General features: G+C 46.0%; 9 protein-coding genes. 6 read left to right on the top strand and 3 right to left on the bottom strand.

What is annotated here, in order from left to right; translation table 11 throughout:
* Positions 1–51: 51 nt before the first annotated feature.
* Together ACR8BL_RS03605 and ACR8BL_RS03600 are read right to left on the bottom strand one after the other, a co-directional pair.
* The gene (locus ACR8BL_RS03605) at positions 52–948 is read right to left on the bottom strand and encodes a manganese catalase family protein (protein ID WP_434751348.1); all 897 of its coding nucleotides are present in this window, start codon (positions 946–948) and stop codon (positions 52–54) included.
* A gap of 160 nt (positions 949–1,108) precedes the next feature.
* On the bottom strand, positions 1,109–2,836 hold the full coding sequence (locus tag ACR8BL_RS03600; protein WP_434751347.1) for a cellulase family glycosylhydrolase: 1,728 nt from the start codon (positions 2,834–2,836) through the stop codon (positions 1,109–1,111).
* Positions 2,837–3,046: 210 nt separating this feature from the next.
* Between ACR8BL_RS03600 and ACR8BL_RS03595 the strand changes: the two genes are divergently transcribed.
* From ACR8BL_RS03595 to ACR8BL_RS03580, 4 genes are all read left to right on the top strand, one after another.
* Positions 3,047–3,874 carry an amidohydrolase family protein gene (locus ACR8BL_RS03595; RefSeq protein WP_434751346.1) on the top strand — a complete coding sequence of 276 codons (828 nt, stop codon included), beginning with the start codon at positions 3,047–3,049 and terminating at the stop codon, positions 3,872–3,874.
* Between the two features lie 304 nt (positions 3,875–4,178).
* The gene (locus ACR8BL_RS03590) at positions 4,179–5,621 is read left to right on the top strand and encodes a 6-phospho-beta-glucosidase (RefSeq protein WP_434751345.1); all 1,443 of its coding nucleotides are present in this window, start codon (positions 4,179–4,181) and stop codon (positions 5,619–5,621) included.
* Between the two features lie 293 nt (positions 5,622–5,914).
* Positions 5,915–6,745 carry a BglG family transcription antiterminator LicT gene (gene licT / locus ACR8BL_RS03585; protein ID WP_434751344.1) on the top strand — a complete coding sequence of 277 codons (831 nt, stop codon included), beginning with the start codon at positions 5,915–5,917 and terminating at the stop codon, positions 6,743–6,745.
* Positions 6,746–6,955: 210 nt separating this feature from the next.
* Complete coding sequence (locus ACR8BL_RS03580; RefSeq protein ID WP_434751343.1) at positions 6,956–8,875, top strand: beta-glucoside-specific PTS transporter subunit IIABC; 1,920 nt, start codon at positions 6,956–6,958, stop codon at positions 8,873–8,875.
* 158 nt (positions 8,876–9,033) lie between these two features.
* On the opposite strand, the gene ACR8BL_RS03575 is transcribed toward ACR8BL_RS03580, so the two are convergent.
* On the bottom strand, positions 9,034–9,621 hold the full coding sequence (locus ACR8BL_RS03575; RefSeq protein WP_434751342.1) for a biotin transporter BioY: 588 nt from the start codon (positions 9,619–9,621) through the stop codon (positions 9,034–9,036).
* 113 nt (positions 9,622–9,734) lie between these two features.
* Between ACR8BL_RS03575 and ACR8BL_RS03570 the strand changes: the two genes are divergently transcribed.
* Entirely contained in the window at positions 9,735–10,589 is an 855-nt protein-coding gene (locus tag ACR8BL_RS03570; RefSeq protein ID WP_434751341.1) for an energy-coupling factor ABC transporter ATP-binding protein, read from the top strand.
* A complete protein-coding gene (locus ACR8BL_RS03565; protein WP_434751340.1) occupies positions 10,589–12,373 on the top strand; it encodes an ATP-binding cassette domain-containing protein in 1,785 nt (594 codons plus the stop codon). The genes ACR8BL_RS03570 and ACR8BL_RS03565 overlap by 1 nt, the downstream gene beginning before the upstream one ends.
* Positions 12,374–12,376 lie beyond the last annotated feature (3 nt).

Genomic DNA, 12,376 nt, shown 5'->3' with positions numbered 1-12,376 from the left:
AGGGGAACCCGGTGGAGGCATACGCCACGGGTTTCCCTTTTTCTTTGACTATTATAGTCCAGCGTTTCGTTTAAGCCTTTCTGCAATCTGTAGAAAGTCCTCTGGGGATATACCTGGAGCGAATTCCTCTGGCAGGTCGGGAAGTTCGGGAATAGGCCCTCCATATCCCGGCAAGCCCGCAAAAGCCTCCAGTTTGCCGCCATCGGGGTGTACACCTTTCCAAATCTGGGCAATCTGCTGATAATCCTTGTCACTGAACGTGTACAATCGGCGTTGCTCACCCATCGCTTCCCATTTGCGTGTGGTCTCAAACGCTTTGTTATCCAGAGAGGGGATCGGGATCAGCTTGGTTACATCTACACCTGTTGCAATCTCCAGTGCTTTGGCATAAGCCAGAATATGCACACCGCCCCGTACAAGCAGGTAACCTGTCATCTCACGAGCCGTATTGTTGTCGGTCATTTCATACACTCTCATCTTATGTGTTCTTGCTCCACATTCCAGAAAGAAGTTATGCAGCAAATCCAAAATCAAGTTACCGCTGCTAAAGACATATGAGCCGTTCCAAGGTCTTCCCATGGAATCATAGGGCAGTGCTGTCTGCGCGGATTCAATAAAATGTGAAGTCATACGTGCATCCTTGCCTATACGGAGGGGAGTGGAGTCTGGAGCGCCAGGAGAGGTCGAGCCTTCAAGCATCAGATTAATCGTGTTCGCGACAAGTTCGACATGACCGAACTCCTCTGCCGTAATACTGGCGACAATGTCATAGAAGGGACGTAGCTTGGATCTGCCTCTGAAGTTAAATGACTGATACATGTAATTGTTCAGCGTTGACATCTCGCCATATTTTCCACCAAGCAATTCCTGTACGGCACTGGCTCCGTTGGGGTCGGGATTATTCGATATAGGCAGTTCAATAGCAAGACGATCTACACGTTTAAACATGTCAATTCCTCCTCAATCCTCATTACCGTAAAGGTATGAAGGTTGACTTGTACGTTATGCAATCTTTTGTCGTATCTAAGAGACTGAGAAGAAAGACAAATAAAAAAACGTTCTGTCAGAGCACAGGCACTGGACAGAACGTTGTGGGATAAAGGGCAGATCAGGAAGAGCTACCTGTAACCTGAGTTCCATTCTTTGTAATGGTATAGTCAATCACATCACCACTCCAGAAGTGGAACTTGAGATGGATTTTGCCATCCTGCGTATCGTTGAAAAAGTTAGGCTTCAGCTCAATAACGTTGCGTTCATAATCCGGGCTGAACGTATAAGCGAATTCCTTAAAAGATGTCCAGTTCTGAGGGCCGGCGTTTTCTCCATTCGCATAGGTTGCTTCCATAGTCGCGAGTTGATCGCCGCCAAATGTGGCAGGAATAGCAAAAGCACTGGTTTCACCCTTGGTATCATTCAACACAGGTGTGTTGTATTGAATAATATTCAGCTTCCAGTCTGCACCTTCACTGAAGCTGGCTGTCAGTGTAGCATTTACGCCAAGCTTATCTTGGACAGTTAACCGGGAGAGAAGACCGGATTTTAACGTTAGTACACCTTTTCGAATCGTGTAATCTTTCCCTCTAACAAGGGGAGTCGTGCCGTTTTTCAACGAATAGAACCGATTTCCATTATAATGGAGAGCAATTTTTACATCCTGAACGGGATCATGTTGTTTCAAATAAATCTGATCGGTTTCTGCCGTGGAGGAACGACCGCTCCAGCTAGCCCGGATCATATCAAACAGCTGTTGATCCGACCAGGTAAAGCTGGTACGTCCAAAGTGTTGTCCATTGTCCCAGAGCATGGTTGTCATTTCTTTTTGACGAGAATAATATCCAACGAATTCAAAAAACTTCAATTTTTCACCTTGTTCAATCACACCTGTATGTTGGTCAAACCCGAGCAAACCATACTCACCGATGAGGACTGGAATGCCTTTGGCTGTGAAGGCGTTATATACGCGGTCGAACGTATCGCTAACATCCTTTTGCACTTCGGCGTTGAATTTGGTGAATCCCGCGATGTTCACGCTGAAAGGCCAGAAGCCGTAATAATGTACGGTAGCAATGAGATTGGGATCATCTAGTTTCTGGATCGTCTGATTCAACGCATCCAGGTCGGGTTGAGCTGATGAAGTATGCATGGTAGGCAGTACAAGTGGGCGAGTCTCGTTGTTTCCGCCAGACGATCTTACGATATGATGAAAAGAAGTGTTTAATGTATCCAACATGCGGTATCCAGTAGCTGCATTGGTTGTGCCGCCTTCGGTGAAGCGGGGTTCATTGACACTCTCAAACATAAGCTTATCGGGAGCATCTTTGAACTTGTTTGCAATCTGAGTCCATATGGCATTGTAGCGTGCAAGAACATGATCATAGTCCTTCTCCATGGTGCTGATCCAGCGCCAGGAATCATGATGCAGATTGATCATGACATAGAGATCGGCATCAAGTGCCCAGCCGACCACTTCTTGAACCCGATTTATGTAAGCGGTATCAATGGTGTACTCAGGTTTGTCACCAATGTGTGCTTCCCAAGTAACAGGTATACGAATGCTTTTGTACCCTTGATCGGCAATGGATTGTATCAGTTCTTTCGTAATGCGTGGGTTACCCCAAGCGGTCTCATCATCCCCGACAGCATCCAGCGAGTTGCCCAAGTTCCATCCAGGTTGCATCGCGTTAACATAGGTTTGCATTGCACTTACAGGGGCTTCTTTACTGGCGGAGTCGAGGTTGTCTGTGGCTGCAGAAGCCATAGCGGCGGAGAACAATGACAGAACCAAGGCGGCCGCCACGGTGAATGAGAGGATGGACTTTCGTTTTTTTCGCATCAATAACATCTCCTTTTGAATTGGATTCGTTGTGCTCAAATACTGAAAGCGTTTTCTGAACAGTAAATATATCACAGTTAACAGGAAGGAAATACCGTCACAATTAGAATGAAATTCATTCGGAAATTAGTGCTTATCTGCTGTATTTGATTTATATTTAATTGAATGGTATTACACTTGAATTAACGTGGACAACATAGGAGGGCACATCACATGAAACTCGATGCACATCAACATTTCTGGAATTATAACATCCGTGATTATGGATGGATCGGTGAAGAGATGAGCGTGATTCAGCGTTCTTTTCTGCCAGAAGACTTGCAGCCAATCCTCACGGACTCCGGCGTATCAGGCTGTGTAGCTGTGCAGGCCCGGCAAAGTCTTGAAGAAACCAATTGGCTACTCGAACTTGCGGACAAGCACGAATTTATTAAAGGCGTTGTGGGCTGGGTGGATCTGCGCTCTGAGGAAGCTTCATCTCAACTGCAAAAGTTTGCGGCTAACCCGTGGCTGAAGGGAGTACGTCATGTCATACAAGATGAGCCGGATGTAAAGTTTGTGTTACGTAAAGACTTCCAACAAGGCATTGCCCTGCTGGAACAGTATAATCTGGCTTATGATTTGCTTGTATCGAAGGAGCAGCTACCTTATGCCGTGGAGTTGGTTCAAAAGTTTCCACAGCAGCGTTTTGTCATTGATCATCTGGCTAAACCTGATATTAAGGCGGGTGTTGTATCTCCTTGGAAGGAAGCAATGGAAGCGATGGCATCCTGTTCTAATGTCTACTGTAAATTGTCTGGTATGGTCACTGAAGCGGATTGGAACAGTTGGACACAGGATGATTTTACCCCTTATCTGGATACAGTACTTCGAGCGTTTGGATCAGAGCGAGTGATGTATGGCTCGGACTGGCCTGTATGCACCGTAGCGGGTACATATGCTGAGGTGTTTAATCTGTTGCAAACGCATGTTCAGAGCTTGCCAGAAGCAGAGCAGCAGCTGATTTTTGGAGATAACTGTGCCGCATTTTATAACTTGTGATGATCTGTGAATTAGTGTTTGTATAATTTAAGAAATGACCTGTAAAATGCCCGTAAATGAACCATAAAGCATATGTTAATGACTCGTGTTCGTTGACATATTTCCTGTTTCTTGGTAATGTTTTACCTAATCCGCATAATGTTTTCTGGGAATGTTACCGAATAAGGGCATAACCTGAGCTGGCTTGTGACACACACTAGGTGTGTACAGGCTGGTTCGGGTTTTTTCTATTTTCTTAGGGGCAAGCCTGGAAGGCAGTATAGGGGCGGATCATTTGAACTACATATTTGAAAGGAGAATACAAATGACAACATTTAAATTTCCTGAAAACTTTCTGTGGGGTGGAGCGATTGCAGCCAATCAGGCAGAGGGAGCATACCTTGAAGGTGGCAAAGGCCTGAGCATTGTTGACCTGCTACCAACAGGAGAAAACCGGAGGAGCATTATGAAAGGGAACGTTCCGGCGTTCACACCACTAGCCAGTGAGTTTTATCCATCACATGAAGCAATTGACTTCTATCATAGATACCCGCAAGATATCGCTCTTTTTGCCGAAATGGGGTTCAAAGCATTACGTGTGTCCATCGCTTGGGCACGTATTTTCCCGACAGGTGAGGACGCAGAGCCGAATGAAGCGGGCTTACAATTTTACGATGACCTGTTCGATGAACTCTTGAAACATGGCATCGAGCCGGTGGTTACGCTGGCTCACTTTGATGTACCTGTACATCTGATCGAGCAATATGGCAGCTGGAGAAGCCGCAAGTTGGTGGATTTGTTTGAGACATACGCCAAAACGGTATTTACGCGTTACCAAGACAAGGTGAAATACTGGATGACGTTCAACGAGATTAATATGCTTCTTCATCTACCTTTCCTTGGAGCCGGACTGGCGTTTAACGAAGGCGACAATATCAAAGAAATTCAATATCAAGCGGCACACCACCAGCTCGTTGCAAGTGCACTTGCCGTTAAAGCTTGTCATAAAATCATTCCTGATGCGATGATTGGCTGTATGCTTGCAGCAGGCAGTTTCTACCCGTACACATGTAATCCGGAAGATGTATTCCAGGGCATGGAGAAGGACAGAGAATCCTACTTCTTCATCGATGTACAGTCACGCGGCGAGTATCCAGGTTACGCTAAACGTTTCTTCAAGGACCACAACCTGAACATTGTGATGGAGCCGCAGGATGCAGACATTTTGCGTAACCATACAGTGGATTACATCGGCTTCAGTTATTATTCCAGTCGGACAACCAGTACAGACCCTGAAGTGAACAAAAATATGACAAGCGGCAACGTGTTCGGCTCCATAGCCAATCCATACCTGGCCAAATCGGAGTGGGGATGGACGGTTGATCCCAAAGGTTTCCGGATTACGGCGAACCAGCTACATGACCGTTATCAGAAACCGCTGTTTGTGGTGGAAAATGGCTTTGGTGCACATGATGAGGTTACTCCTGAGGGTGAAGTTGATGATTCGTACCGAATTGATTATCTGAAACGCCATGTGGCGGAGATGGGCGAAGCCATTCAGGATGGTTGCAACATCATTGGTTATACCAGCTGGGGGCCGATCGACATCGTTAGTGCATCTTCGGGCGAGATGAGAAAGCGTTACGGTTATATCTATGTGGATCGTGACAATGAAGGTAAGGGTGAATTGACTCGTATCAAAAAGAAAAGCTTCGAATGGTATAAAAATGTGATCGCATCCGGCGGAACAGATCTGGGAGACAAGTAGTTTCAGGAGTTATTGGAAAACACTTGCTTCCAAACATCGGAAGTTGCATGAATTCATGTAACTTCCTGATGTCTGCTCCTTGAAAGCGTTGACATCTAACGCAGTTCACGCTATACTTGACGCAAATATATCATTTCTGGGATTGTTACTACATCACAAGTAGGCAAAACCTGAGCACTCAAAAAGCAGACTGCCACGTCTCGTTTATTTTGTGATGCTCCAGGTTTTTTTTGTATGCCCATAATTGGATATATCACTGCGACTAGAGAGTGGAACGTGACGGGGGGATTGAAGTGAAAATAGCAAAGGTTATCAACAATAACGTCATTAGCATCTATCAGGCCGACGGAGCAGAGCTTGTGGTGATGGGACGTGGGATTGCCTTTAAGAAAAAGCCGGGAGATAAAGTAGACGAGACCCGGATTCAGAAAGTGTTTGCTTTGAAAAACAAACAGACCTCCGATAATTTCAAAACATTGCTGCGTGAAGTTCCGATGGAACTTGTTGAAATTGTGGAGGAAATGATCACCCATGCCCGCGATAATCTGGGGCGTAAATTGAACGAGAACATTTATGTTTCGCTTACAGATCATATTCATTTTGCCATCGAGCGTTACCATGAGGGGATTGAGATTAAAAACGCATTGATGTGGGAGATCAAGCAACTATACAAAGTTGAATTCGGGCTTGGGCTACGTACGCTGGAGCAGATCAACAGCCGGATGAACATTGAGCTTCCACCGGATGAAGCGGCGTTTATTGCGCTACATATCGTGAATGCCGAGATGAACGAAGAAGTCATTACAACGATGAATATTACGAAGTTTATCCAGCAGATTATTAATATCGCCAAGTATCATTTTAAAATGGAGTTTGACGAAGAGTCTCTCAGCTACTTCCGTTTTATCACACATCTCAAGTTTTTCTCCCAGCGAGTGCTTAGCGGGACGCATTACGATAATAATTATGATCATTTTTACGACATGATTAAGGAGAAACATCCTGAAGCGGCGGCGTGTGTAGAGAAGATTGCATTGTTTGTCAAAAAAGAATACGATCATGAGCTAACAAACGAGGAAAAGTTATATCTTACGGTGCACATTGAACGAGTTGTTAACCGTTAAAATTAAATGATTGACATAAATGGTTAAATTATAATATTATGTTTGTAACAGGAATTGAATACGATTTAACTGGGATTGTTACTGGTTATGCAGGCAAAACCTAAGTCATGAGAAGTGGAACCCGTGTGTTCACTTACTCAAGGCTTAGGTTTTTTGTGTGCAAAAAAATCGGTAAAAAGCCTGTTAGACAACACGTAGGAGGGGCATATCATGAGTCAAGAGAAATTGGCTAGAGAGATTGTTGAACGGGTTGGCGGTGAGAAAAACGTACAATCACTGGTACACTGTGCAACTCGGTTGCGGTTTGTTTTGAAGGATGATTCCAAGGCCGACAAAGCAGGTTTGGAGAAAACGGAAGGTGTCATTGCCGTTAAGGAAAACGGTGGCCAATTCCAGGTTGTCGTGGGTAATAAGGTTCCCGAGGTCTATCAAGCGATTGGTCAGATCAGCAATATTCTGGATGATTCATCCGGTAAAGAAAAAAGCAGCAAAAAGGTCAAAGGGCTAGGCGGCATTATAGACGTCATCTCCAGTATTTTCGCGCCACTACTTGGTGTTATGGCAGGAGCCGGTATTTTAAAAGGGTTGTTGCTGATTGCCAACAATGTCGGTTGGTTGGAGAAGACAGACACGACCTATATCATTCTGTATGCAGCAGCAGATAGTTTGTTCCACTTCTTGCCGTTGCTGTTAGCGGTTACAACAGCACGTAAGTTCCAAGGAAATGCATTTGTCGCATTGACCATAGCAGGAGCACTGATCTATCCAACGATTATTCAGTTGAAAACGGAAGGAACGCCAACAGACTTTTTCGGTATTCCTGTAGTCCTGATGAGTTATGCTTCGACCGTCATTCCAATCATTCTTGCCGTTATTGTGATGAGCAAGCTGGAGAAATTCTTCAATAAGGTACTTCACGATAGTATTAAAAACTTTGTTACACCGCTATTTTTGCTTGTTATTATGGTTCCGCTCACATTACTTGTCTTTGGACCATTTGGTGTATATGTTGGTGACGGCATTGCATCGGCGATGGTGGCTGCATTTGGATTCAGCCCGTTGCTTGCTGGTGCAGTGATGGGTGCAAGCTGGCAGTTGCTCGTTATCTTCGGTGTACACTGGGGTCTGGTGCCTGTATTCATTAATAACATTGCCGTACACGGTCAGGATGGTGTAAAACCGGCAGCGACAGCTTCGGTTTTTGCTCAAACGGGTGCAGCGTTCGGAGTCATGCTCAAAACGAAAAATAAAAAATTAAAAACACTCGCTGGATCATCAACACTTACAGCGCTGTTCGGAATTACTGAGCCAGCCATTTACGGTGTAACGTTGCCGCTGAAACGTCCATTTATTGCAGGGGTTATCGGGGGTGCGGTCGGTGGTGCTATTATCGGTCAGGCAGGTACGCAAGCTTTTGCTTCCGGTGCACCTGGATTGCTGACTTTGCCGATCTTCTACGGACCGGGTGGTCAAGGTTTCCCAGGCTTGATTATCGGTATCACCGCTTCTTTCATTGTGTCCGCAGTATTAACGTATATCATGGGCTTCAAAGACCCTGTCGATGATGAAGAAACAAAGGCAGAATCGGGACAGTCTGCTGGTAATGGTGCTGGACATAGCCAAAATACTTCTTCGAAGTCTTCTGTTCAGGTCAAGACTACTTCGGATCAAGCAGTATTAAGCCCGATCCAAGGCAGAATTGTTGATTTATCCGAGGTTCCTGATCCAGCATTTGCTTCAGGCGCGATGGGTAAAGGGATCGCGATTGAGCCATCAACAGGCCGGGTTGTTGCTCCTTTTGACGGTACAGTAACTGTGGCTTTCAAAAAGAAACATGCACTGGCTGTCGTTTCGGATTCAGGCGCTGAGATCTTGGTACATGTGGGTGTGGATACCGTTAAACTTGATGGACAGCATTTTATCTCTTACATCGAAGAAGGCGACAGAGTGAAGGCAGGTGATCTGCTGTTGGAATTTGATATTGAACAAATTAAAGCGGCTGGTTATCATACTGTAACACCAATTATTGTAACGAATTCAGCAGATTACAGTGACGTAGTTCCGCAAGCTACAGGCCAGGTAAACAACAAGGATATGCTCTTAAAAATTGTTGGTACAGAGGCTGGGTGAGCTTAAGTAGATTGCTGGCATAATGTATGGCTCCAAATGAAGTGGATAGAACTGAATAGAACAAGATAGGACAAGATAGAACAAACAACCGCCAAGAAAGATTTGGCGGTTGTTTGTCATGAGATCATAATGATTTAGTTATTTGAAGTGGTTTACGATTAATTCGCTTTTATTACACCGGAATGTATATGGTTTGTCAGACGCTGAGGCGGATAGACCGTGCGCACAGGGGCGATGATGATGGTGGCAAATACAGCCTTGATCAGATCACCGATAATATAAGGATAGAAGCCCTGGATCATCGCATTGGATAGTGTCATATTGTATCGATAAGCCAGCCAAGGAACACCTGTGACATAGATTAACAAGGACCCGAACAGTTCAATGATGATAAACGCAAGAAAATAACCTGTAAAGCCCCGAATCTGGACTTTGGAGAGTAGCAAACCAATCAGCAATGCGGCAAATGGCCATATGACTACGTATCCCCCTGTAGGGCCAAGCAGAACGGCAAGTCCTCCTGTACCGTGCAGAAGAGGAAAACCAAGGGCGGTAAGCACAACGACAAGAGCAATACTTAGAAAGCCATAGAGTGGGCCAAGTAACCCGCCAGCTAACATAATCGCTAATGTTTGCAACGTAATGGGCACTGGGGAGAAGCCAATGGGAATGCTTATGTATCCGAAAAGAACAAGAATGGCAGCCATTAGTGCGCTGAATACGATGCCTCGCAAAGATAATTTCATGTTTGTACAATCCTTTCGATTTTGGTAAAATAATTGTTAACCATATTTGTTTATTTGGTTGACGATTAGCATATTATCATATAAAAGCAGAATACGAAAGGACTAATTTTGAAATGCAAGACAAGTTACCTATCATTTCATTGCAAGATGTACGTGTGCACTATGCTGCTGAAGGCGGAGAAGTAAAAAAGGCGCTGGATGGCGTCACGCTTACGCTCAAATCCGGGGAATGGTTGAGTATCGTAGGGGCGAATGGCAGTGGGAAAAGCACGCTTGCCGGATTACTGCTCGGTTATATTCCTTTATCTGGTGGCGAACGAGAAGTCCCGGACAATCTCATCATTCGCGGTGTATTACAGCAGCCCGATGCGCAGGTACTGGGAGATACCATTGAAGAGGAGTTTCATTTTGCGTTATCGCATTTACATATATCGGATGTTGAGAAAATGATGCGCAGACAGGATGCTTTGCAGACCGTGGGACTCCATCTCTCAGCAGATGCAACGATTGCTCCACTGTCAGGCGGACAAAAGCAGTTGCTAAACATCGCAACAGCTCTTGCAGCCAAGCCGGATGTATTCATTATGGATGAGCCTACGGCCATGCTTGATCCGGATGCTAGAGATCGAATAGAACATATTGTTCAGACCATGACAAGTCAAGGTACAGCGGTGATCTGGATTACTCATCATCTGGAGGAAGCGACCTTATGTGACCGTATTATTGCGATGCATAAGGGGGAGTGTGTGTATGACGGTGTACCGGAATCTTTTTTCTATCCGGCGGCATCAGCAATGGAGTCTGTAGCAGGTACGAAGCCGTGTGAAGAGGTTCAATCGCCTTGTGAGAAGTTGGGACTGGAACCGCCTTTTACAGTCAAGACTTCTCTAATATTGAAAAAGAAGGGAGAATTGCCAGATTCCATGCCACTTAGGCCCGAGCAACTTGCCAAGGAGGTTGCACGCTGATGATTGAATTACAAGATGTTTGCATTCGTGCCTCAGATGTGAGTAAACGGGTTTTGCTGGATCAGGTTAATATGACACTGCAACCTGGTGAGATTACGTTGCTACTCGGCTGCACCGGATCTGGTAAAACAACGCTACTGCAGAGCATTGCGGGTCTTAAACCGCCGGATTCTGGTGATGTGAAGCTTGCAGGAGAGTCGATGTGGGTGCAAGGTAAAGTTCCTGGATCTATGCTACTGCAAACAGGACTGGTATTTCAGTTTCCGGAACAGCAATTGTTTGCGCGGAATATCAAACGGGAGTTCCTGTATTCATTACGCCCTTATCATCTGAATAAAGCCGAGCAGGAGTTGCAGGTTGAAGAAACGCTGGCACATTGGGACCCTCCTCAAGGGGACAACAGTGAGCGGCGTTTTCAGTTGCACAAATCTCCTTTTGCCCTAAGCGGTGGAGAAAAACGAAGGCTAGGGCTTGCACTTGGTCAAGTGACAAAACCAGACTGGCTTTTGCTGGATGAGCCTAGCGCAGGTCTTGAGAAACAGAGTGTAGCGCTGCTTCTGAAATCACTGCATGGGCATCGTGTGGCAGGGGGAGGAGCCGTGATCGCTACTCATGATCTGGATACGTTTTTACCACACGCAGACCGTGTGCTTTTATTGAAGCAAGGTCGTCTTGTTGCAGATATGACCCCGCTCGAATTACATAACGAGCCAGAGCGGCTGGTGCAGGCCGGGATTGGTCTACCGCCATCGATGCGACTAGCAGAACAGTTGCGGGCAGCAGGAGTGCAGATCAATTCTCCAACGATAACGCCGGAAGAGATGGCGGAATCAATTATGCGAGCAGCAAAGGAGAGGACATCGACTTCGTCCAACGGCGAGTGCGATAAAGGGACAGTAGCATTAGCGAAAGGAACATCTTCAGGATTATCAACAGCAGTTAATTCAAAAGCAGATGCCCATGTATCCCTGGAACCAGCTCCAGCGTTTAATGATGTAGACATAACGTCACCTACTCTGAGTTCTCCCAGCGATTTGAAGAGCATGATGGACCCTCGCTTAAAATGGACTTTGTATGTTTTGCTCGTTACAGCAGCAATGCTTCAGCATCAGTGGGGCGGATTGACCTTAACTTTGATGCCTGTGGTCGGTGCGCTAGCTTTACTGCCGCGTCAGATGCTGATGGGCTGTATCAAGCTGATGAAGCCGCTATTGATCTTTTTTCTCCTGTCTACAGCGTTATCAGGCAGTACTCTGACTACGGGAGAAGGCGGGTTTCAATGGGGGTTTTCTCTAACACAGGCTGAGGGAACATTATTGAATCTTTACCGCTTATTCATCGTAACGCTTGCAAGCTTGTGGTTCTCGCTAACAACGCCGTACGGGCGAATGGTTGAAGGACTGAACTGGGTACTGGCTTATGGTCGAAAGATAAGGCTGCCTGTAGCCTCGTTTGCACTTGCAGTATCACTCATCTTTCGGTTTATTCCGCTACTCTGGGGTGAGTGGCAACGGTTCTCCCTGATCGTACGGGCGCGGGGAAAAGTGGCACTGAAACCCAACTCGGTACGCATACGGGATCTGGGACCCATGGTTATTCCGCTGCTCATGGCGCTGTTCCAGCGTGCAGAGGATATGACGATTGCAATGGAGATGCGTAAGGTGAGAGAGAACAATGCGTTTGGCGCTCGTTCCTCACTGTTGTCGTGGAGCAGGCGGGATACCCGAATTGGTATCCTTGGGTTGCTCGTATTTGCCGTGCTGGTATCGTTGCGGCACTTGTAATGG

The sequence above is a fragment of the Paenibacillus amylolyticus genome (genome assembly GCF_051136285.1).
Lineage (GTDB): Bacteria > Bacillota > Bacilli > Paenibacillales > Paenibacillaceae > Paenibacillus > Paenibacillus amylolyticus_F.
Note: the sequence above shows the minus strand (reverse complement) of the source record. Positions and strands in the feature narration are given on the sequence as shown.

Coding starts and splice junctions, on each gene's coding strand:
- ACR8BL_RS03605 (WP_434751348.1), bottom strand. CDS start 948: ATGTTTAAACGTGTAGATCGTCTTGCTATTGAACTGCCTATATCGAAT.
- ACR8BL_RS03595 (WP_434751346.1), top strand. CDS start 3,047: ATGAAACTCGATGCACATCAACATTTCTGGAATTATAACATCCGTGAT.
- ACR8BL_RS03590 (WP_434751345.1), top strand. CDS start 4,179: ATGACAACATTTAAATTTCCTGAAAACTTTCTGTGGGGTGGAGCGATT.
- ACR8BL_RS03580 (WP_434751343.1), top strand. CDS start 6,956: ATGAGTCAAGAGAAATTGGCTAGAGAGATTGTTGAACGGGTTGGCGGT.
- ACR8BL_RS03575 (WP_434751342.1), bottom strand. CDS start 9,621: ATGAAATTATCTTTGCGAGGCATCGTATTCAGCGCACTAATGGCTGCC.
- ACR8BL_RS03570 (WP_434751341.1), top strand. CDS start 9,735: ATGCAAGACAAGTTACCTATCATTTCATTGCAAGATGTACGTGTGCAC.
- ACR8BL_RS03565 (WP_434751340.1), top strand. CDS start 10,589: ATGATTGAATTACAAGATGTTTGCATTCGTGCCTCAGATGTGAGTAAA.